The sequence below is a fragment of the Alkalitalea saponilacus genome (genome assembly GCF_900168165.1).
In the GTDB taxonomy this organism is placed as follows: Bacteria; Bacteroidota; Bacteroidia; order Bacteroidales; family Marinilabiliaceae; genus Natronoflexus; species Natronoflexus saponilacus.
This window is the reverse complement of the sequence record NZ_FUYV01000020.1, coordinates 1-23,822: the sequence shown is the minus strand read 5'-3', so window position 1 is coordinate 23,822 and position 23,822 is coordinate 1. Positions and strand designations below refer to the sequence as shown.

General features: G+C 41.1%; 18 protein-coding genes and 1 tRNA gene. 9 read left to right on the top strand and 10 right to left on the bottom strand.

All coding sequences use genetic code 11. The features are described 5' to 3' along the window. Positions 1-152 precede the first annotated feature (152 nt). From B5X70_RS14705 to B5X70_RS14690, 4 genes are all read left to right on the top strand, one after another. Complete coding sequence (locus B5X70_RS14705; RefSeq protein WP_079558667.1) at positions 153-3,233, top strand: glycosyltransferase family 117 protein; 3,081 nt, start codon at positions 153-155, stop codon at positions 3,231-3,233. Then, on the top strand, positions 3,181-3,846 hold the full coding sequence (locus B5X70_RS14700) for a polysaccharide deacetylase family protein (protein ID WP_198314247.1): 666 nt from the start codon (positions 3,181-3,183) through the stop codon (positions 3,844-3,846). The genes B5X70_RS14705 and B5X70_RS14700 overlap by 53 nt, the downstream gene beginning before the upstream one ends. 28 nt (positions 3,847-3,874) lie before the next feature. Then, a complete protein-coding gene (gene purD, locus B5X70_RS14695; RefSeq protein ID WP_079558665.1) occupies positions 3,875-5,143 on the top strand; it encodes a phosphoribosylamine--glycine ligase in 1,269 nt (422 codons plus the stop codon). A gap of 74 nt (positions 5,144-5,217) precedes the next feature. Then, on the top strand, positions 5,218-6,201 hold the full coding sequence (locus B5X70_RS14690) for a DUF6427 family protein (RefSeq protein ID WP_079558664.1): 984 nt from the start codon (positions 5,218-5,220) through the stop codon (positions 6,199-6,201). On the opposite strand, the gene B5X70_RS14685 is transcribed toward B5X70_RS14690, so the two are convergent. The 4 genes from B5X70_RS14685 to B5X70_RS14670 all read right to left on the bottom strand — a co-directional run bounded on the left by B5X70_RS14685 (position 6,190) and on the right by B5X70_RS14670 (position 11,744). Next, positions 6,190-9,240 carry a response regulator gene (locus B5X70_RS14685; protein WP_159450013.1) on the bottom strand — a complete coding sequence of 1,017 codons (3,051 nt, stop codon included), beginning with the start codon at positions 9,238-9,240 and terminating at the stop codon, positions 6,190-6,192. The two genes, B5X70_RS14690 and B5X70_RS14685, sit on opposite strands and share 12 nt — an antisense overlap. Before the next feature lie 183 nt (positions 9,241-9,423). After that, the gene (locus tag B5X70_RS14680) at positions 9,424-10,239 is read right to left on the bottom strand and encodes a substrate-binding domain-containing protein (protein WP_079558662.1); all 816 of its coding nucleotides are present in this window, start codon (positions 10,237-10,239) and stop codon (positions 9,424-9,426) included. Between the two features lie 166 nt (positions 10,240-10,405). Then, entirely contained in the window at positions 10,406-11,476 is a 1,071-nt protein-coding gene (locus B5X70_RS14675; RefSeq protein WP_079558661.1) for a lysylphosphatidylglycerol synthase transmembrane domain-containing protein, read from the bottom strand. Positions 11,477-11,670: 194 nt separating this feature from the next. Then, a tRNA-Ala gene (locus B5X70_RS14670) sits at positions 11,671-11,744 on the bottom strand. Positions 11,745-12,134: 390 nt separating this feature from the next. On the opposite strand from B5X70_RS14670, the gene B5X70_RS14665 reads away from it, so the two are divergent. From B5X70_RS14665 to B5X70_RS14645, 5 genes are all read left to right on the top strand, one after another. After that, entirely contained in the window at positions 12,135-13,265 is a 1,131-nt protein-coding gene (locus B5X70_RS14665; RefSeq protein WP_079558660.1) for a hypothetical protein, read from the top strand. Positions 13,266-13,362: 97 nt separating this feature from the next. Next, positions 13,363-13,749, top strand: coding sequence for a hypothetical protein (locus B5X70_RS14660; protein WP_079558659.1), 387 nt, complete (start codon positions 13,363-13,365; stop codon positions 13,747-13,749). Between the two features lie 394 nt (positions 13,750-14,143). Then, entirely contained in the window at positions 14,144-16,417 is a 2,274-nt protein-coding gene (locus B5X70_RS14655; protein WP_079558658.1) for a TonB-dependent receptor, read from the top strand. 199 nt (positions 16,418-16,616) lie between these two features. After that, positions 16,617-17,060: a GNAT family N-acetyltransferase gene (locus B5X70_RS14650; protein WP_079558729.1), complete on the top strand. Its 444-nt coding sequence runs from the start codon at positions 16,617-16,619 to the stop codon at positions 17,058-17,060. 175 nt (positions 17,061-17,235) lie between these two features. Continuing rightward, on the top strand, positions 17,236-17,961 hold the full coding sequence (locus tag B5X70_RS14645; protein ID WP_079558657.1) for a M48 family metallopeptidase: 726 nt from the start codon (positions 17,236-17,238) through the stop codon (positions 17,959-17,961). A 31-nt stretch (positions 17,962-17,992) separates the two neighbouring features. Here the strand turns inward: B5X70_RS14645 and B5X70_RS14640 are convergent, their stop codons facing one another. The 6 genes from B5X70_RS14640 to B5X70_RS14615 all read right to left on the bottom strand — a co-directional run. Beyond that, positions 17,993-19,021 carry a Gfo/Idh/MocA family protein gene (locus B5X70_RS14640; RefSeq protein ID WP_079558656.1) on the bottom strand — a complete coding sequence of 343 codons (1,029 nt, stop codon included), beginning with the start codon at positions 19,019-19,021 and terminating at the stop codon, positions 17,993-17,995. 96 nt (positions 19,022-19,117) lie between these two features. Continuing rightward, complete coding sequence (locus tag B5X70_RS14635; protein ID WP_198314246.1) at positions 19,118-19,726, bottom strand: acyltransferase; 609 nt, start codon at positions 19,724-19,726, stop codon at positions 19,118-19,120. Between the two features lie 45 nt (positions 19,727-19,771). Then, entirely contained in the window at positions 19,772-20,911 is a 1,140-nt protein-coding gene (locus B5X70_RS14630) for a DegT/DnrJ/EryC1/StrS family aminotransferase (protein WP_079558654.1), read from the bottom strand. After that, entirely contained in the window at positions 20,908-21,951 is a 1,044-nt protein-coding gene (locus B5X70_RS14625) for a polysaccharide deacetylase family protein (RefSeq protein WP_079558653.1), read from the bottom strand. The genes B5X70_RS14630 and B5X70_RS14625 overlap by 4 nt, the downstream gene beginning before the upstream one ends. Positions 21,952-22,019: 68 nt before the next feature. Further along, the gene (gene metK, locus B5X70_RS14620) at positions 22,020-23,267 is read right to left on the bottom strand and encodes a methionine adenosyltransferase (protein ID WP_079558652.1); all 1,248 of its coding nucleotides are present in this window, start codon (positions 23,265-23,267) and stop codon (positions 22,020-22,022) included. A 301-nt stretch (positions 23,268-23,568) separates the two neighbouring features. Next, positions 23,569-23,822, bottom strand: a 254-nt coding sequence (locus B5X70_RS14615) for an ATP-binding protein (protein ID WP_159450012.1), incomplete at its 5' end; no start/stop codon positions are given.

Here is a 23,822-nt window from a genome sequence, read left to right as displayed (position 1 = left end):
GCTTTTTGCTATTTCACTTTTTTGTTAACTGGCAACATCTTAGCCTTCTGCACTTAAAAGTATCAATATTGATACTTTTTTAAGCAGATTATTGTATTTTTGGCAATCAGTGAAAAATGATAATCAGGATAAATTGTTGAAAACTATAACCTATGCACAAATATTCCAGGTACAATAGCATTTTCGGATGGCTGGCATTTTTAGTCGCCGCTGTTGTTTATACTTTAACTTTAGAACCAACTGCAAGCTTTTGGGATTGCAGTGAGCGTATAACCGCAGCATACAAGATGCAGATTCCTCATCCACCGGGGGCTCCATTTTTCATGTTAATGGGGCGCTTCTTTTCACTGTTTGCACCCGATGTTTCGTATGTGGCATATACGATAAATTTGATGTCGGCCATGGCAGGAGCCTTCACCATTGCGTTCCTTTTCTGGAGTATTACACATCTTGCAAAGAAAATTGTTCTGAAATCTGAAGAGGCCTACAATGAGCCATGGAGAATCTGGTCAGTAATAGCAGCTGGTTTTGTTGGTGCCATGGCCTATACTTTCTCCGATAGCTTTTGGTTTGTGGCAGTGGAGGCCGAAGCCTATGCCACCTCATCCATGTTTACCGCCATTGTCTTCTGGGCCATTCTGAAGTGGGAATCTATTGCCGACGAGCCCCATGCCAACCGTTGGTTGATTCTAATTGCCTACCTCATAGGACTCTCTATTGGAGTTCACCTGTTGAACCTTTTGGCAATTCCTGCTATTGTTATGGTCTATTACTACAAAAAATATGAGGTGACTCGTAAAAATAGTCTCATTGCTCTACTCACCTCTTTCGCCATACTGGGCTTTATTCTTTACATCATCATACCGGGAACCATTAAAGTTGCCGGATGGTTTGAACTCTTGTTTGTTAACAGCTTCGGTTTAAGTTTTAACTCAGGTCTTATTTTCTATACGGTGGCACTGTTTGGAGCACTTGCATATGGAGTTTATTACACCTATGTAAAGCAAAAAGCAGCTCTGAACTTTATTTTGACAGCCATCACGGTAATACTCATGGGATACACATCCTACGCCACCATCATCATTCGCTCTTCCGCGAATCCTCCCATGGATCAGAACTCCCCGGACAATGTTTTCGCGCTTCGATCATATCTTAACCGGGAGCAATATGGCGATAGTCCGCTTTTCTATGGCCAATACTACAACTCTCCCCTGGATTGGGACGCTATGGAGTCGGAAAAAGGCCGCCCGGTTTATGCCAGAATAGGAGACAGATATGAAGTGATAGACCATCGCAGAAAACATCGTTTTGACAGCAGGACAACCACTTTCTTCCCCAGAATGCACAGTCGCGACGCTCGTCACATTGAGGAATACAAACAGTGGGCCAACATAAACGGACGAAGAATGACCGTGCAGGATCAAACCGGCGCCCCGACAACCATTCAGTTGCCAACATTCTTTGAAAATCTGACTTTCTTCGTGCGATACCAGGTCAATTTTATGTACTTCAGGTATTTTATGTGGAATTTCTCAGGTCGCCAAAACGACATGCAGGGACATGGGGAAGTGCACAAAGGAAATTGGATCACCGGAATTTCCGCCATTGACAACTGGATGTATGGCGACCAGGAGATTTTGCCGGATTCATACAAAAACAACCCGGGGAGAAATAAATATTATATGCTTCCCCTGATACTGGGAATCATCGGATTACTTTATCAATATGGATCAGGGAAAAAAGGGAAACGCGACTTCTGGGTGGTGATGCTCCTGTTCTTCTTCACAGGTCTTGCTATTGTGATATTCCTCAACCAAACTCCCCTTCAGCCCCGTGAACGGGACTACTCCTATGTTGGTTCATTCTACGCCTTCTCCATTTGGATAGGATTGGGAGTTCTTGCAATCATCGATGGCTTTCGAAGATTTCTTCCGGCCATGCCGGCAGTAGCAGCAGGAACGCTTGCCGTGCTTGTTCTAGTTCCTGCAAATATGGCAAAAGAGAACTGGAACGATCACGACCGCTCCGGCAGAACCATTGCACGTGATTTGGCATTCAACTATCTCAATACTGTTGGTGAAAATGGTGTCATCTTCACCATGGGGGATAACGACACTTTTCCTCTGTGGTATGCACAGGAGGTTGAAGGCGTAAGAACAGATGTAAGAGTATGTAACCTCAGCTACCTGCAAACCGACTGGTACATTGATCAAATGAAAAGGCAGGCTTACGAATCCGAACCATTGAATTTTTCAATGGAGCGTGAACAATACATACTTGGGAAACGAGATGTTGTTTGGTTAATCGACCGAATTGAAGGGTATGTGGACTTAAAAGAAGCCATACGATTTCTGGCAAGTGAAAGCCCCAGGAGCAAACAAATTCCCAACTACAGTGGACGCATTGAGCATCTTCCTTCAAAATCGTTCACAATACCGGCAGACTGGCGCAAAGTAGTTGAAAACGGAATGGTAGGCGAACGACACGCCAACCTGATTGATTCATTGATGTTCATTGACTTGAATAAAGAGCGGTTAATGAAAAATGAGGTCATGGTACTTGACCTTTTAGCACACAACGACTGGGAACGACCCATATATTTTGCAGTAACAGTTGGCAGCGATAATTACGTTGGTTTACAGGATTATTTCCAGCTTGAAGGATTCGCTTATCAAATTGTACCAATCAGAACCAAGAGCGTTGATGGTCAGTTTGGCAGGGTTGACACTGATCGCATGTTTAATAATGTGATGAACGAATTCATTTTTGACGGTTGGAATGATCCATCCGTATATCTTGATGAGAACCATAGAAGGATGGGGGTCAACATTCGAAACAATCTTTCCAGGTTGGCTTCGGCTCTGATTGAAGAAGGACGGGATGAAGAAGCTTTGGCCGTTCTGGATAAAACCATGAACATGCTGCCACCTTCAAGACTACCTCATAATTATTTCTCACTGTTTATAGCAGACAGCTATTATCAAATTGGTGAAATTGAAAAAGCAGATGAAGTTATACGTGGCTTGAAAGAGGAGAATTATCAGGAATTAAGATTCTTCACAAACTTGCCACAACGCATCAGAAACGCTCACATGGGTGAAATACAAAGATCTTTTGCTATATACTCTGAAATAGTGAGGACTTTGAGATTATTCAATAGGGATGAATTAATCAGAGAATTTGAAGAAGATCACGAACGCTTATTTCAACGAATTGGCTTTTTTAACCGTTGATATGAAAGTACGCCCGCCTCTTCTTTTGCGCTGGATGTTTCCCGGCACAACATGGAGGATTCCGGAAAAAGAGAAACGAGTCTATATCACTTTTGACGACGGACCTATTCCCGAGGTAACACCCAGGGTAGTAGAGATGCTAAACAAATATGGAGCAAAGGCTACTTTTTTTTGCGTGGGAGATAATGTAAGAAAACACCCGGAGGTATACAGCATGCTCATAAACAACGGCATGGCAACAGGGAATCATACATATTCGCATCTGAAGGCGTGGCAATCGTCGAAGAGTGAATATTTTTCTGATATAAAAAAAGGAAAGCATTACATAGGAGGAAATCTCTACAGACCACCTCATGGCCAACTCTACCCATGGTATATCGGATTCCTGAAAAGGAATTTTAGTAAAGTAGTGATGTGGGATCTGCTTAGTCAGGATTGGAAAAATGATTTATCAGCAGATGACATATACAAAAATGTCATCCGGAACGTTCGTTCCGGATCGATCATCGTGTTTCACGATTCATTAAAAGCATGGCCCCGACTTGAAACGGCCTTGCCTTTAACCCTGGAATTCCTGAAAAGAGAAGGCTATTCAATGGAAATCATTCAATAAACAACTTATTACACAAAACATAGAAATAATGAACATCTTAATTATAGGATCAGGCGGCAGAGAACACGCATTGGGTTGGAAAATCAAACAAAGTCCGCTGTGCGATAAAATTGTCTTCACGCCCGGGAACGCAGGCACAGCAGAATTGGGAACCAATGTGCCGGTTGGGGTTAACGATTTTGCAGGGATTAAAAAAGTAGTTCTTGAGAACAATATTAAACTCGTTATTACCGGACCTGAGGAACCATTGGTTAATGGGATTACCGATTTTTTCCGTCAGGATAATGACCTGAAAGAGATAGGCATAATAGGCCCCTCAAAAATAGGCGCTCAATTGGAGGGAAGTAAAGATTACGCCAAGCAATTTATGCTCAGGCATAATATCCCAACAGCACGTTATTTGGCAGTTAATGACAAAATAAGGGAGGAAGGCAAACTTTTCATGAAAGAGTTAAAGCCTCCGTACGTATTAAAGGCAGACGGACTTGCTGCCGGAAAAGGGGTTCTCATAATTGATGATTATGATGAAGCCTGCTCGGAACTTGACAGAATGCTTGGCGGCAAATTTGGAGCAGCCGGAAAAACCGTTGTCATTGAAGAGTTTCTCAGCGGCATAGAACTCTCGGTTTTTGTTTTAACCGATGGAAAAGACTATTTCATTCTTCCTGAGGCTAAAGACTACAAGCGAATCGGGGAAAACGACAGCGGCCTTAACACAGGTGGCATGGGAGCAGTTTCTCCGGTCAGTTTTGCCAATGCCGATTTCATGAAAAAAATTGAAGATCGCATTGTACGTCCAACCGTTAATGGAATAAACAAAGAAGGAATCGACTATAAAGGTTTCATCTTTTTTGGACTGATCAAAGTCAACGATGAACCTTATGTGATTGAATACAATGTGCGCATGGGCGATCCGGAAACAGAAGCCGTGTTACCCCGCTTAAAAAACGACCTCGTTGAGTTACTACAGGCCACTTTAAACGGAACCCTTAACGAGCACAAAACCCAAATGGATCCCCGGTTTGCAGTGACGGTAGTGCTTGTCTCCGGAGGATACCCCGGAGATTATAAAAAGGGTATTAAAGTTTCAGGCCTGGATCAAGTAGACGGAAGCCTGGTATACCATGCCGGCACAGCTCTGGAACAGAAAGATGTTTTAACAAACGGAGGCCGGGTTTTTGCTGTTACATCTCTGGCGCCAGGAATGAACGAAGCAAGAAAAACATCTCTGAAAAATGCTGATAAAATCATTTTTGAAGGAAAGTATTTCCGTAAAGACATAGGGTTCGATTTATAGCTTTCAAGGAAATTAGCGGCAGGAAGGGTTTTAACTAATGAAGAATTAACCATTACGCAAGTTAAGAACAAGATATGCTTTTAAGAACATTTCATAATAATTCCATCCCGGCATTTGTTCTTATCCCACTCATGATACTGGGGTTTTGGATGCGTTTCTTTTTCACTGACATGGTGCACATAACAGCGTTAGACAACCCTTCCATGCCTTTATGGGACAGCATCATATATCCTTATTTGGGACAATCTCAGTTTACCTCCGGCTTAACCACCTTCTTACTAGCGCTGTTAATAGGATGGTCGTTAAGCAGAATGGTATCGCAATATGGCCTTTTATCGAAGCAGAGCATGCTACCTCTGCTGCTATATGGTTTATTTACATCAGTTTTCTTAAGTGTTCAGAGATTAAATCCAGTCTGGTTTTTTGTCCTTTTTCTGGCACTGGGTATTGAACGTCTTTTTTCCGGAACGGGAAGCAGAAAACCCATGGCGATTTGTTTTGATGCCGGATTTTTAGCCGGAATAGGAAGTTTGTTTTATGCTAAGGGGCTGTTCTTTTTCCCAATCCTAATTATTACAATGGGGATTTTAAGACTGGCTTCATTCAGATCCATTGTTGCAGCTATTTTGGGAGTTTTATTCCCATTTGCAATAAGTATTACTTGGTTTTTTCTGCACGATAAAAGCATTGAGTTTCTTTTGCTCCTAAAAGAGAACCTGATTACCAATCCCGGGCAATACAACCATAACATTTTCTCTCAAATGTATATGTCCGTCATCATTATATTCCTTGGACTATCAATCATTGCCACATTCAGCTATATGCCAATGCAAAAAGTGATTGTCAGGCGGTATCTGAGGGTGTTCGTTTGGATTTTACTGCTAACAGGAGCAACAGTTTTAACACCTTTCTTCTCCATGGAGATGATTCCACTGGCAGCTGCCGGATCGGCAGTAACCATGGCGTTTTGGTTGGATAAAATGCGTAAGAACCGGATGAAAGAGATGATATTTTTACTATTGATAGTTGTGACCATATCGGCACAGCTATTTCTTTAATAACGGCTTATCAATCCATTGATTCAACATCTTTTCAAGAAGATCAATTTTCACCGGTTTTCCGATGTAATCGTTCATCCCGGCTTCAATGCAAATCTCTCGGTCTCCTTTCAATACATTGGCAGTCATGGCAATGATTGGGATAAAAATGTCTCTGGCTCGGATGGCTCTTGTTGCGTCCAGACCATTCATTACCGGCATTTGAATATCCATTAAAACCAGATCCACGCTTGTGGCATCCTTTTCGAGTATATCAACAGCTTCCTGACCATTTCTTGAAATGATGACATCAAACTTTAAACGGCTCAACATCTTTTCGGCAATTTTTTGATTAATCAGATTATCTTCAACCAGTAAAACCTTTTTCCTTTCTTCTTGCGCATCGTCTTCATCGGCATCAGCTATTGCAGGAGATGATTCACCATTTTTACCGGGATTAAAAAGATCATAAATGGTTGAAAAAAGTGATGAATGTTTAACCGGCTTGTAAACAATCCGGTTGAATCCTCTGTGTGTTATGGCCGATATGGAATGATTTTCAGGCATCAACAAAATCAACCTGATGTCTTGATGCAATGCTCTGACATCGGAAACAAAGTCTCTTTTATTCACTTCTGCAATATGGCTATCTGCGATGATCAGATCAAGGCCGGGATTATCTTTAAGCAACTCGATGAGACTTTTGTGGTTATCTGCCACAAGAACCTCTACCCCCCAAGTTTGAAGCATCTTCTTAAGCAAAAGCTGCCCTACAGGATGATTATCAACCAATGCTACCGACAAACCTGCGAAACGATTCCGGTAAATATCCTCCTGCTTTCCTCCTTTTTCAATGAGAAAAGGGAGTGTAAAATGAAATACCGAACCGGGAAACTCCGCATTGTCCTTAACCGCCGGATTTGGGCTTTCAACCCAAATTTTTCCACCCATTAATTCAACCAGCATCTTTGAGATGCTGGTACCTAAACCGGTTCCGCCATATTGCCTGGTAGTAGAACCGTCGGCCTGTGTAAATGATTCAAAAATCTTTTCTATTTTCCCGGGAGGAATCCCAATTCCCGTATCCTCAATGGAGAAATGCAGAATGACCTCTTTACCCTTCCGGGATTCTGTATCAACACGTAAAACAACCTCTCCCTTATCCGTGAATTTTACAGCATTGCCTAAAAGATTCATCAATACCTGTAACAATCGGCCTTCATCTCCTTTAACAATGACCGGAACATTTCCATCAACACTTGCCATTACATCCAATCGCTTTTCATTGCTTTTAAAGGATATCTGATCCATTAAATAATCAATGGATTTTCTGATATCAAACGGATTGGTTTCAATGGTCATTTTCCGGGCTTCGATTTTTGAAAAGTCCAGAATGTCGTTGATAATTGTAATCAAATTATCACACGAACGTGAAATAACGGACAAAATATTGTATTGCTCTTGCGTAAGCCGTGTGCGGACAAGCAACTCAGCAGCACCGACAATCCCATTCATGGGCGTTCTAATCTCATGACTCATATTGGCCAGAAATTCCGATTTGGCCTTGTTCGCCTCAGCCTCCCTTTGCTGGATCTCCTTTTGAGCAGTAATGTCCATAAAAGCTTCCAACTTGACTGTCTGGTTATTATTCTTAATCGGGATAATATTTTTAAGAATAATCCTTGAAATATTATTCTCCTTTATGGTGAGACGCTCCTCCAGAGCGATCACTTCAACTCCCGAGTTAAAATCATTGTAACTGTTCTGATGCACCACCTCAAATAACTGATGATAATCTCTTGAGTTGACAAAATTGATGGTCTCCTCCACCGTGTTGAAGCCCATTATTTTTGATGCCGTCTGGTTTACCTCTATGATTTTATGATTGGCATCCACAAGCATTACTCCCACAGGTAGGTTGTCGGTGATGCTTTTAAGATTTTCGATTGATTCATTCAACGATTGTGTGAGCAATCGTTTCTCGGTAATATCCTCCCTGATGATAATGAAGTTACTGATGGTGTTTTCATCGTTTAAAACTGGAGAAATCTGCACCTTTTCCCAGTAGGTTTTTCCAGCTTTATCCTTGGTTTCAATTTCTCCTGACCACTTATTACCAACCTGAATAGTCGCCATAACGATTTCAGAAAAATCATAAATCCCATTATTGCTAAAAAAATATGGTCGAGAGCCAATGATCTCCTTTTTGGTATAGCCGGTTTTATTCACAAACGAATGATTCACGTATTCAGTGATTCCTCTGGTATTGGTAATCATGATGGCGACAGGACTCTGTTCCACCGCCATCAATAACTTGGCATTATTGGCTTCTGCCTTTTTTCTGACTAGGATTATTCGGGATATCTGAACAATTATGAGATAGGTTACTAAACCTGTAACAATTGAAAACAAAATCAATCCGAGATACTTTAACCGATTGTAACGGTTCAGCACATTAATGCTTGTATTGTTAACGGAAACGACATTGCTTTGAATGTCATATGCAATTTTTCTTTCTGTTTCATATATTCGATCAAAAACACTCTCGGCCTGTTTCAGGTAAAAATTAGCTGTTTCAAAAATAGCGGGAGCCTGAGCTGCATTTGCCTCCAAATATCCTCTCATTGTTGCTGCAATTCTTGCCGACAAAGATTGTAAATCCTGAATTGGAGCATACAATTCTCGCACTTCAGGAATGGTTCCGGTATACTGATCTCTATCGTAAGAAATGATCTCTATAATTTCGTCAGAAGAGGTAAGATTTACCCTGTTTCTGTATTGAAACCGCCCCCCTTGATCGAGTATATTAAGCACATTAATGCAATTATTAATTTTTTCTCTGATCTCAATATGTGTATTGGCCAGTTGCTGGGGATGACGAACAGATGAATAGCTGTTAAAAAGCAACTGGATATTCAGGAGCTGCTCTTTAAGCACGAATTCAAGCTTTTGTTTTTGTTCTTGATTTCTGATGGTTTGATGATATCTTAGCGTATAATTCTGATCGAAATAGTTCTCAATAAAAATGATCACAAACACAGTCAAAATAAAGAGTCCCATTAAAAGAAAGAGCTTTTTTATCACAGGTTCCCGAAAATTTAAAAATTCCGGGAGTCGTATGCGTTTCAAAACCCTTTTTTTTATCCAGGATAATATTTGATTGTTCTCGATCATTATTTAAAAAGATATAGAAATTAAACTGTGTTGGGACTAATACACTGTGAATTACAATTAAATGAGGGATTATTCGAAAAATGCACCATCAGCTATATTAATTCTTCTTTGCTTATTGATACCATAATAACCAAGCACGCCCAGACCTTTCTCGGAACTCAACAATGCCAAAAAAGCATAGGCTAAAGGTGCATTATTTGTCGTTGATAAAACAGCTGCATATATTTCATGTCCCGGAGTGGTTCCGTTAATATGTATGGTATCGGCATACACCTTCGTGCTATTCCTGTAATAACTCGAAACCCAGTCGATTGTAACAGAAGCATCTCCATTAATTACAGCACTGGTTAAACGTCTGTTGTCAATAGCAAGTGCCAAAATATTTCCTGAAACGTTTTGAAAGAGATTGTGATTCATTAGTAATTGACGTGTGACATAACCCAGAGAACTGGTTTCCGGGTTAGCAAGAATCACCATATGCCTGTTATTTGACAAGCAATTTAGTGTTCCTTCAAAATCGGAGGGGTTACCTTTGCTCACATAAAACGCCAACTGATTATACCCAAGAAAAAGGGAGTCTAATATTGCATCCAACTTTTTTTCATGTAAAATTTGTAACCCTCTATGGCTATCGGGGATAAACAAATCTCCCTCTTCCCATCTATTAACCATTCCAGCAAGCGTAAAAGCGTCACCGTTTTGAATTCTTACCCGGGTCTGATATTGAGATTCAAAAATCTCAACCAAATCAACCATAGCCGGAACCATCCCATTTTCTACATAAATGACAAGTTCCGGAATACCCTTATCAGCATCCGGTTCACCGTTTGGCATGCTGCAAGCCTTTATCCACAAGACACAAAAAATCAGAAGTAATTCTCTCATAATCTATCAATTACATCATAAACAAACACTTCTTATACCTGCGGACAATTCCATGAGATATACTAATAACGTAACGAAGTGAACAATAGTATGATGCAAATTAAGAAACCAATTACTCATTTTCCTGTTTTTAGTCACAGGATTTACGGCATTTGTCAAAAAAACACTACTTCCGGGCTACAAAATGCTTTTTAACCCATTTAGGAATTACAAATGCACCAATAAAAAGATAAGGATAGTAACTTATGAGTCGCCAGAAGAATGCCATGGCAACCCCGGTTCCAAGAGGAATAAATATTGCAAGAAATTCACGGAAAACATACTCAGCAAAACCACTCCCTCCGGGAGTCGGGCTTACCAGCATCATAATCCACATCACCAATTGCTTTCCAAACACAAGCAGATGTTCGTCCCAACTGAGCCAATGCATTCCAAAAAAAGTAAGAATTAAAGCATTAACGACCCAATAACGAGCTGTCCAACTAAAGAAGGTAGCAATAAACGCCTGTAGCCATTTTTTAAATGGCCATCTTCTAAATTCTTCAGACGTTTTGATTAAGTCGGTTCCTGACTCATTGGCCTGCGGGCGCCATTTCCTGATGATGGGGAGTTTAAAAATCCAAAGTAACACCCATTTTAACCCTCGGGGGTTAAAAAACAGTCCGTACGATATAATAAGTGTATAAAGAAGCTTAAGTGAATAACCTACAATGGCAAAAATAAAAAACTGATTCCTATACCATTCTACTGCAACATCATCTGCACTCAGGGCAAAAATATCGGTACGTCCAATTAAAAGCAACAGAATGGGGAAGGTCAGGATAAAATACAGTTCATCGAGAAAGGATGTAACCATTACAACAGCTGTGCTGCGCCCCAGCTTTACACCCTCTTTATTAATGAAAAATATAGCTACGCTTGTTCCACCAATTGCCGAAGGAGTAATAGCCGAAGTGAATTCCCACAACATGACAATATTGAAACTCTTTCTCCATGACAACTCCTTATTTGTTAAAATGCGGAGTCTGACCATATAGCCCAAGTCCCTGATGCACATCATAACAAAAGCAAGCATCAGCCAAAAAAGAGATTGGAAAGTAAAACTCAACAGTGAAAAACTACCGGGTTGGTATTCCCTGTAAAGCATATATCCGGTTACACCAATTCCAATTAGTATGGGAAGTACTATGCGGGCTGGATGGATGCTTTTAAGAATTTTGCCGGAGTTGTCTGTCATTAATATATAAGTATAAATTTACTATTTTATAAAAATACAAAATTACACCATTAAGGATAGAAAGGTGAAAAAGATAGAAGATATTTGACGTTAAGAAAACCTAAAAATTCAACATTGATTTCTGATATGATGGAAATTATTGTTGAAAAAAAAAGTTGTAAATCCTAAGGGATTTACAACTCGACCTATTTTTGTGGAGACAAGGGGAGTCGAACCCCTGACCTCTTGACTGCCAGTCAAACGCTCTAGCCAACTGAGCTATGCCCCCGTAATCGGTGTGCAAATATAATCACATTTAAACTTAAAATCCAAAAAAGCATAAACATAAATCACTTTCATCCGAAAGTTTTTTGAGACAACGCTCAAATGACATGTAGAGAAGCCTAAGTCCACACCACCGCTCTTTACCAATAGCTTTAAATCTTTTCAACCGTCAGAAAAATCAACATCAGCCTTATATTACCGCCCTAAATTTGCTTTTTAGCTATTCCCGATACTTCAAAAAAACTCGTCACGGAGCATCAGCACTTGTTGCATGTTGATTTTAAGTGATCCTGAGTTGGAAGTTGTTGCAAAAAATAAAACATTTGTAAATTCCAACACGTATGTGTTGGAAAAAATCAGGGATCTACAATTGACAAAACCAAACTAGTTAATTATGAATTTCTTATTAAAAACAAGCATTTTCGTATCCGTTATCCTTATTCCAAACGTTATTTCTGCACAAAGCGAACCATGGTACTACATCTCCGAAAACAACCTTCATGAGCAAAAAAAAAATCAGATTTTTCTCAATTTTGATTCACATCATTTCCTTATAAACAACGAATTTTTTGGTCCCATCGTTGAGGGATATACCCTCCCGGGGCACATCATTCAGCCAACGATTGTGGCCTACGCAGGTGACCACATCAGGCTGGAAGGCGGTGTTAATATCAGGAAATATTACGGAAAAAACGAGGAACTGGATTTCCGCGCAATTTTGTCGGCAAGGCTGAAATTTAACGACAATCTGCAGCTGGTAATGGGAACCCTTAATGGTCACCGGCATCACAGTATGCTTGACGCTCTTTATTTAAACGAAAGGGCAGTTTTTAACCCGGTTGAAAATGGAATTCAGTTTTTATATGACAAGGGAAGCACCAAAGCAGATGTGTGGCTTAACTGGGAACAATTCATCCGAACCGGAGACACCATTCCTGAAATATTTACCGTAGGTCTGAACTTTAGGCAAAAACTTGTGAATAATGAATCTGGCTGGGATCTTACCATGCCCATTCAAGGTATTGTGATGCACGAAGGGGGACAAATCAGCGATTTTGACACGCCAAGTGAATCATTGGTAAATATTTCAGCCGGTTTGGAATCACGTCATGCTCTTGATGGCCGAATTTCAAACATTGGTTGGTTTGGCCATTACATCTTATACAAAGATCTTCGGGAGGTAAATATTCATGAAATATACAGCGGTCAGGGTATTTATGCCGGCGTTACCGCCGGCACCAATGAGAGCACCCTGATGCTGGGATATTGGGATGCAAATAATTTCATCGCGCCAAGAGGAAATCCCATTTACCAGTCGGTTTCATTTATCGATCCCATGGAGATTGTAAAAAATCGCCAACTGGTTACTGCCAAATACAGCTGGCATAGGAAATTCTCCAGAAATGTCAATTTCTCCTTTTTGGTTGAAGCCTATTACGACTTGCCCATATCTCACTTTGATTATGGATATGGCATATACCTGACTTTTACACCTGAGTTTTTCATCAGTAACTTCTCATTCTAAACAACCTGTGAAACCTTTAAAAAAGCTTAAAAACGCTGACAGGATAGAGTATCTTCAACTTTTTGCTACTTTTGTATTGTAAAATGTAAGGTGTATAATGAATAACAGCCGTAAAATAAAGACATTCTTCGTTCTTTTGGCTCTGCCAATGGTACTGTGGCTATATTATAACCATCTGACCAACTGGCACTATCACCTTACGGACAACGGAATGGTGATTAAACATGCTCACCCCTACAACAGCAACACGCTTCCGGGAACCCCATGGCAAAACCATCACCACAGCAATGCTGAATTCTTTCTTTTGGCGATGCTTAGCATTACCGCTACACTGCTGTTGTTCTTGCTTGCACTTTCATTGGTTTATCAGCTCTTATATAGCCGCTTACGCAGCTATAAATCTCTTTTCATATTCAACAAAGGGTATAGCATCACCAATCACATGCGAGGCCCTCCCTCATTCTCTCCGACACTAATCGGTTAGAACTTTGCCCTTTTTTATATTTAAATTCAGAAAAGACTATACAAAATGACCAATCCGTTTTATGCAAATTTTGAAAAAGCATAAAACCGATACCTTAATGTTCCTTTTTATTTTGTATTACGAAGAGCTCTTCAGTTCGATACCGTAGAAACCTCATAGTGCAAAATCTATAGTGCAAACCAGACATAAGAACTCTTCTTATGTGTTCTGTCGGCGACGTTGTATCGATGTGTACAAAAACACATCAGCAGAACGCCAAAATGCATTGTGAGCAAACAGAGTCAAAATATTAAAATCTACACCTGCAGGACAAACATACAGGTTCAAATATAAAACCAAATCAGCTCCGGCATAGGCTATCTATAGCTGAGTATGATTTTAAACTTTTAATCTAATGAAAATCCAATACAAATTCTATATCATTCTTATTATTCTGTTTACTGGACTTATACCGTCTCATGCGACCAATATCCCGAATAGCCAAAGACCCAGAACAGACGCCAATATTTTCGGACATGTAGTTGATGCAGACACAAAAGAGCACCTTCCTTTTGTAAATATTGTGGTAAAAGGTACCCGCATTGGTACCATAACAGATGTGAGCGGACACTACTTATTAACCAATCTTCCGGAAGGCAGACACGTATTACAAGTTCACAGCATGGGATATGCCATGAATGAAGTTGAAATTGTTGCCACAGCTAATACCACAAAAGAAGTAGATATTGAACTCAAATCAACCAGCATCAACCTGGCTGAAGTCACCCTGACTGCCTCTCCCACTGCGAGCGGATTTAGATATCAGCCCGATGCGGTTTTCATGGGAGAGCAAATCCAACGCAGAAGTGAACCTTCATTTGGAGAAATGCTCAACGGCCAACCGGGAGTCAGCATGCGCAGCTTTGGTTCTGCTCCGGCACGACCGGTTATTCGAGGAATGGATGGAGACAGAATTCTTGTCTTGGAAAATGGCGAAAGAATGGGAGATATTTCTGAGACATCGGCAGACCACGCTATTTCGCTGGATCCATTGGCCGCCACCAGGGTGGAAGTAATCAGAGGCCCGGCCAGTTTGCTATATGGTTCAAGTGCTTTGGGAGGTGTCATCAACCTAATGACCACCGACATCCCGGACCAATGGGATCCCGGTTTAACAGGGGTTGTTTCCGGTCAAACAGCCACCATGAACAACATGGGGGCTGGATTTGGAAGAATGACTTATGGTGGAGAAAAAAATGCTTTCACAGCACGTGCTTCCATGCGAAAGGCCGGCGACATCACAACACCAGAAGGAAAACTACCGGGAACATCCATGCAAAACTACGATGCTGCAATGGGATGGGGCGTTAACGGGAAAAATGGAAACGGACTAACCGGAGGGTTGAGCTTCTCCATCTCCGACCAAACTTTTGAAATCCCCGAAAGCATCGACGATCCCGATGAGAGTGTTGAAATCAGAGCACGACGGATGTCATTTCAGGGAAGATTCGGAAAAAATCTACAGGGAAGATTCTTTGATCAGGCCCAAATCCGATTCAATGCATCACATTTTTTCCAGCAGGAAGTTGAAATTGAAATTGAAGAGGACGGAAGCATTGATGAAGATGTTGAACTAGAGTACGATCAATATGCCTTTAGCTCAACATTAACCCTGCAACACAAACCCGTTGGTATTTTGGCTCGCGGAGCCATGGGATTAAGTGTGACCGGGCAAAATCTTGATGTGGGTGGGGATGAAGCATACACTCCCGGTGAAAGGAGATTTACCGTGGCTGCCTTTACTTTTCAGGAGGTACCCATGACAAACATACTGCGTTTGCAATTTGGTCTGCGTCTTGATTTCATGAACTCAAAAGCATTAAGCAATGAGATTTTTGATAACATTGATTTAACCCGAAACAGACTTAACTATTCCGGTTCAATTGGCTTAAATGCACGTCCTGTAACGGGAATGGAGATTGGAGCACAGCTGGCCCGATCGCACCGAAACCCAATGGTAGAAGAGCTTTATGCAGATGGAATGCATCTGGGTGCCGGAGTTTATGAAAGAGGGAATCCCAACCTGAATGATGAGATAGGGCACGGAGGTGACCTCTTCATTCGGTACAAACGAGGCATCATTGAAATGGAGCTGGCAACATTTATAAATAATTTCCATAACTACATCATATTCCAGCCTACGGGAGTCATTCATGAAGCATCAGGCTATCCCGAATTTGAATATGTGGACGGAAAAGCCAGGTTGCACGGAGGAGAATTCACAATTGCAGCATCTCTGTTTGATGGGTTAACAGTGCAAACAGGTCTTGATCTGGTTCGTGGCCGTCGTATTTTTGATGACGCCTCAAACGAAAATTTGCCATTTATTCCTCCTTTCAGAGTAAGAAGTCAGATTGAATATGATTTTGGAAGAGCCTGGCTGGGAGCAAGTCACCAGATTGTAAATCGCCAAAGCAGAGTGGCACCGGAGGAAGATAAAACCGATGGTTACAGCCTAGTTGGATTTCAAGCCGGCTACAGAATGAACAGAATGGGGAACCATGTGTTTATTCTCAGGGTTGAAAACGCTTTCGACACAAAATACCGCGACCACTTATCACGCATTGAAGACCGGAACTTTGTGATGCCTGGAAGAAACGTTAACTTCTCATACAGATGGTTTTTTTAGAATAACAGCGGATACCAGATAGAAAAAGCCGGGCAATTCATTGCCCGGCTTTTTTAAACACTCAGAACCAGTAAAACTATGTTATCTTGCATACTCTCATGCATGTGGAGCACATTGTAGTTGGTCATTTTTTTTAAAACTATTCAGTTTTTTGTTTATTTTCATGAATATTTTAGACTTATATCAAGTTATATTTAAAATGAAAATTGAGAAAATTATCCATAATAAAAAGCAATACCTGGATTTATTGCTATTGGCTGACGAGCAAGAGGATATGATTGACAGATATCTGGAAAGTGGCGATATGTTCGCATTATACGATGAAGACTTAAAAACTGTTTGTGTTGTAGTAGAAATAGATAAAGATTACTGCGAATTGAAAAATATCGCAACATATGAAAAATATCAGGGTAAAGGATATGCTACGAAACTGATAAGTTTTATTTCGGACTATTACAGCAACAACTTTAAAACAATGCTTGTAGGAACAGGTGAAACGCCGAAAATATTATCATTTTATGAACGTTGCGGATTTGAAAAGTCTCATATTATCAAGAACTTTTTTACAGAAAACTATGACCATGCAATGTTTGAAGACGGAATACAACTTGTTGATATGATTTATCTGAAGAAAAAACTATAAATTTTTGTTTTATTAATTGCTGTAAAACACCGCTGATGTAATTCAATGCAATAAAAAAGATAAATACATGCAAAAACCATGATGCTTTTCTTTCGAAAAGCAATCCCTATTCATATAAATATCTCAATACAATTATATAAATACCTATTTTTGCAGCATTGAAAATAAATAAGAAATGACTCAGCCAACCATCATCCACTTTGACCAAATTGGAAATGTCAGCTTTCAGGCTGACAGGCGATGCAAGCGGCTATCAATCAGAATAAAGCCATTGCAGGGAGTGTCGGTACTTTTCCCGCCTGGATATTCCATAAAAAACGCCATGGCCTTTGTGAGTGAAAAAAAGCCATGGATTTTAAAATCCATGGAAAAAATGGCTGAACATGAAGGAAACTTCACGATATTTAATGAAAACACCACTTTCAAAACCAGATCATTTTCCCTTAAAATTGAAAAGGCACAAAGGGAGGATGTACGTCTTAAACTAAACCGGGGTATTTTAAATGTGTGGTATCCGTATCATATAGACGTCACATCGGAGCCGGTTCAGGAAGCCATACGTTTTGGTATTGAGGAAGCTTTGCGAATGGAAGCGAAAAGAGTATTGCCTGCCCGGGTACATCATTTCGCAGCCAAACATCAATTCTCCTATAATCACCTGTTTATTAAGAATCTAAAAAGCCGATGGGGAAGCTGTTCCGGAGTAAACAACATCAATCTGAACCTGCATTTGATGCGACTCCCGGATCACCTTATCGACTACGTAATTTTACACGAACTGTGCCATACCATTGAGAAAAACCACGGATCAGGATTCTGGAACTTAATGGATCAGGTGACCGCTGGACAAGCAAAAATTTTAGCTGCCGAAATGAAACAATTCAGCACAAAGGTTTATTGAATTTGTTCTCCTGATTTTTGTTCCTGCAACTTTATATCTCTTCACCCGGACCTCGAACCTGATAAATTCTTTCAATAATATCTACAATCTTCATCCCTTCCAGGGCATTGGTGGCCACTTCGGTATTTCCGTTGAGGGTTTCTACAACGTTTTCGATTACGGCTGCGTGGTTAGATGCAGATCCTTTATATCCACCATAATCATTGGGCGGATTTACCGGCTCCAATTCAGGCATTTCATAATCCTGAATGTGACAACACGATACATCATCCATATATTGACCGGCTATTTTTACCGTTCCTCTTTCGCCAATAATGGTGATGCTGCTCTCCAGGTTGCGATCCCATACCGCTGTGGAGTAGTTGATGCTCCCCATACCGCCGTTAACAAACTTAAATACAACGCTTCCGGCATCTTCGAACTTGGTGGAATGACGATGCGCAAAATTTCCAAAATTTCCTTTTATGTTGCAGATATCACCAAACAACCAATACATAATATCCATAAAATGGCTGAACTGGGTAAAAAGAACCCCTCCGTCCAAATCGGCAGTTCCATGCCATCCCCCGGGTTTATAGTAACGATCGTCCCTATTCCAAAAACAGTTCATCTGAACCATGAATATTTTCCCCAAACGCTCCTCCTGGATAATCTGGCGCAACCATTTCACCGGTGGTGAATAACGATTCTGCATAACGGTAAAAACCTGTCGCGATACCTGTAGTGCCTTAAAAATTACCTGTTCGGCATCTTGCTTAGACAAAGCCATTGGTTTTTCAACCACAACGTGTTTACGTGCCTCCAATGCTTCCAGAGTTTGAGAAGCATGAAATCCGTTAGGTGTACAGATATTTACCACATCTACTTCAAGTTCATTATCCAACAGCTCTGAAATAGATTTGTAGTAAGGAGTTTCAGGATCATTAAAGCCGGTATCATTGGCATCCAATACATCACACACCGCTACAAGACTCGCATTGGGATTTCCTTTTATCATGGCAGCGTGTCGCTTCCCGATGTGTCCAAGGCCTATAACGGCAAATTTTATTGGTTTATGCATTCGTTTCTCTATTTTGCGATTTTGAGTTGATGGTTGTGAGTTGAGAGTTGAGAGTTGAGAGTTTATGGTTGATTGTTCAGAGTTTTAAGTTTTAAGTTAACTTGAAGTGTCGTCTTTGGCGACAATTTTGACCACTTTTCCGCCGGAGAAAATATAAATATCTCCACTTTCGGGACATTCAGCCAATCCGTCGGGTTTAAATCTGAGGCGGTGACCATATTCGCTCATCCATCCGGAATGACGCGCAGGTGTGCCCAATACAAGGCTGTATGGCTGAACATTGCTGGTAACCACAGCTCCTGCTCCGACAAATGCAAATGCTCCAATTTCTACACCGCATACTATGGTTGCATTGGCTCCAATGGTCACTCCTTTTCGAACGATGGTTTTTTTGTAGGCATTTTTTCTGCTGATGGCACTTCTGGGATTGATGACATTGGTAAATACAGCTGATGGGCCAATAAAAACATCATCTTCGCAGACAACTCCTTCGTACAACGAAACATTGTTTTGAACTTTTACATTATTACCCAAAACAACGCCTTTGGCAACCATTACATTCTGACCAAGGCTGCATCCCTCTCCGATTTTGCAACCAGTAATCAAATGACAAAAGTGCCATATTTTACTGCCTGAGCCAACTTCACACCCCTCGTCCACAATGGCCGATTCGTGAATCATGATGTTGTCATTTTTTTGTGACATGCTGATGTGATTGATTTGTTATGTTTTAAGTTAAGGGTTGAGGGTTTATGGTTTATGTTTTGTTTTTTCAAAGAAGGCGATAATTGATTTACCAACCAGTTCGGCTTCTTCTTTTTTCATTTCGGTATGAATGGGTAAAGATAGTACTTCCTTGCATAGTTGTTCTGCCACAGGCAGAAGAATTCCGGGACAAAAGGCTTCAAAGGCCTTTTGTTGATGCAATGAGAGCGGATAATAAATCCTGGATGGAATACCATTCTCCTGAAGATATGTTTTAAGAGCATCCCGCTGTCCGTTTTTGACTCTAATGGTATATTGATTAAATGTATGGCTCGAATCGACAGCTCTTTCAGGGACTGATATATCTTTAAGATGCATCAAAAGCGCATCATAAATTCCGGCCACGTTTTGACGTGTCCGGATAAAGTCCTTTAAATAGGGTAGCTTTACTTTTAGTATGGCGGCCTGCAGCGTATCAAGGCGTGAGTTGATGCCTGTAATATCATAAAAATAACGCTTGCGTGACCCATGCGATGAAATCATTTTCATTTTAGCAGCCAACCCTGCATTATTGGTGAAGCATGCGCCACCATCGCCAAAGCATCCCAAATTCTTTGAAGGGAAAAAGGATGTACAGCCAATGTGACCTACAGTTCCTGCCTGACGATTATCTCCCTTAAAATACACCTCCGCACCCAATGATTGAGCGATATCTTCCACCACGTATAAACCATGCTCATCGGCCAAATTCATGATGGCCTCCATGGACGCAGCCTGCCCAAACAGATGCACAGGGAGAATTACTTTGGTTTTTTCAGTAATGGCATCTGCAATTTTTGATACATCAATATTATAAGTGCCAATTTCTACATCAACAAAAACAGGTTTTAAACCGAGAAGAGCGATTACCTCAGCGGTGGCTACAAAGGTAAATGGAGAGGTAATGACCTCGTCGCCCGGATTCAAATCAAGTGCCATAAGAGCCAACTGCAAGGCATCGGTTCCATTGGCACAGGGAATGACGTGTTCAACGGATAAATAGTCGGCCAGGTTGGAGGCAAACTGCCCAACCTCCGGACCACCGATGTACTGGCAGTCGTCCATGGCCTGCATAACCGCTGCGTCAATTTCGCCTTTGTATTTATGGTACTGCGACCGCAAATCTACCATCTCTATTTTACTCATAAATCGTCGTAAACTTTTAATGCCTTAATTCTGTCTGCCAGGGAATGAAAAGCAACCTCCTTTTTGGACAAAGAGTCCTTCAACATCTCCATTGTAAAGGGTCCCATGTTTTTTGAATGCAGAACAACCATCCCGTTGCGCCTTGATTTCTTAACCAGCCACGACCAGCGATACTTATCCATATCTTCGGGTGTAAGCCGATAAAAACGGGCGCCAAGCTCTGAAATCCAGTGGCCGGACTGTTCCCTTCGGGTAAATCGCAGACGTGTACCGTCGCCATAACAACTTTTAAACGGATACACCATATTGCGCAAAAACCAAAACATCATCCGGATATAAACCGGTACTTTGATGCTCTCCTTTGGAAATTCCCAGAAGAAGCCGTCATGCTCCTGTTTCAACACGGAGGTGTTAAAACGGTAATGTAAAAACGGTGGCATCATCCTAAAATCAAACGGATAAGCCGGATTAAAACTCTTCATCCCATAAGCGGCTGATGCATCAACCCTAATGTTGTTATGTTTCAATGCCTCTTTTAATCTTTCAAATGGTTCAATCCTGTACCCACCTGCTCTTATCGCTCTTACTTTATATCCTGGATTCTCCTTTTTGCAAATTTCTTCAATCAGATTTTTGCAGATGGTGATGCATCCCGGTATGGTTTCAATGTTGTTCAGTTCCCAACCGTCCCACAACTTGTGAATGGAGAACCGCATGTATGAAAAATGCCACCTGTTGTTTTCCCACCTGGTATCCAGCCAATGGGGATGAATGTGCATTTGCACATCATGCCCATTTTTTATCAAAAGCCGGATTTGCTTTTCTATCATTTCCCGCTCAAGACGAAGAGAGTCAACCTGATCTTCCAACTGCTTCAACCGATAGAAATGCAAAACATCCCAAAAAACGGTCATCTTATACCCATAGTCGTCAAGCACCTCCATCAGATGCCTGACAGGGCGTATCATACAGTTCTCCACAGTACCAGGATCAGAACCAAAAAACAGTTCATAATCCACCGTGAGTATAAGGTGCTTCATAAACTACGGGAATCAGGTTGTAAAATAAATGAAATTTTATCTGTTTTCCGAGATTTTGCGCTTAACAATTAAAGTCCAAACTCCTTTTGGATGGCTTCAACATAATCGAGCTTCTCCCAAGTAAAGAATTCAACTTCCTTCTCGGTCTCATTTCCGTTATCAAAAACTTTAACTTTCTGCTTGTATGGCGAACGCCCCATGTGGCCATAGGCTGCAGTAGGCTCAAAAATAGGGTTTTTAAGTCCAAGGCGACGTATGATGATTCCGGGACGCAAATCGAAAAGTTTTTCGATTTTTTTGGCGATCTCCCCATCAGACAGATTTACATTGGAGGTGCCGTAAGTATTTACATACACACCAACGGGATCGGCTACACCAATTGCATAAGCCAACTGAACAAGCACCTCATCGGCCACGCCTGCAGCCACCATGTTTTTTGCAATATGACGAGCAGCGTAAGCAGCTGAACGGTCAACTTTAGAGCTGTCTTTTCCTGAAAATGCACCTCCCCCGTGAGCTCCTTTACCACCATAAGTATCCACAATGATTTTCCGTCCGGTAAGGCCGGTATCGCCATGGGGACCGCCAATTACAAATTTCCCGGTAGGGTTTACATGCAATATGAAGTTATCGAAAAGTCCGGCAATATTGGAATTTAGAACTTTTTTGACCCTTGGAATAAGAATGTTTTGCACATCTTCCTTAATTTTTTTAAGCATGGCTTCGTCTTCATCAAAAGCATCGTGCTGAGTAGAAACCACGATGGTGTGAACCTTGATGGGCTGGCTGTTATCGTCATACTCAAGCGTAACCTGCGATTTGGAGTCGGGACGCAGATAGGTCATCTCTTTTCCTTCGCGACGAATGGCAGCCAACTCTTGCAACAACAGATGCGACAAATGCAGTGGCAATGGCATAAACTCTTCGGTATCCCGACAGGCATATCCAAACATCATCCCCTGGTCACCGGCTCCCTGGGTCTCTTCGCTTTCGCGATCTACGCCCCGGTTGATGTCCTCCGACTGCTCATGGATGGCAGATATAACACCACATGAACCGGAATCGAACATATACTCTGCTTTAGTATAACCGATTCGCTCAATGACATTTCGCGCAATTTGCTGAACCGGTACATAACCGGTGGTTTTAACCTCTCCACTGAGTACCACTAAACCGGTAGTTACCAAAGTTTCGCAGGCAACCCTTGAATTTGGATCCTGTCGTAGAAATTCATCTAAAAGTGCATCTGAAATTTGATCGGCCACTTTATCGGGATGCCCCTCTGAAACCGACTCTGAAGTGAATAAATATCCCATAAAACATAGAAATTAGCGTCTGTACCAAGCATAACAAGCGGCACACACAAAAGTTGAACTTAATTTTAACGGGAAATGGAAATTGAATAGCCAAAAAACTGCGTTTTAGCATTTTTTTTGAGTGGTTGCAATCAGCCAAATCCCTCCACTTTTTTCTTTACAACAAAGTAAAGAAAAAATACGATAAAAATCAATTGTAAAAATTATGCTGTTATAGCCTGGCTATTTCGGTCTGACTGTGCCAGGCATTTCGGTCTGACTGTGCCAGTCTGAGAGATCATGCAATATTATAAAAAAAATGTTATTCTGCTTTCAAAATATCGTTTCTTAATGACGGTCCATTTAAGTCGATTCGATGGGAAGAGTTTACCAGTCGGTCGAGTATTGCATCAGCAATTGTTCCTTCCCCAATAATGTCATACCAAGTGGATACTGGTATTTGTGATGACACTATTGTAGTTTTCTGGTTGTATCGGTCATCTATTATATCCATAAGTGTTTCACGATCGTGTTTATCAAGGGATTGAAGTCCGAAGTCATCTAAAATCAGCACAT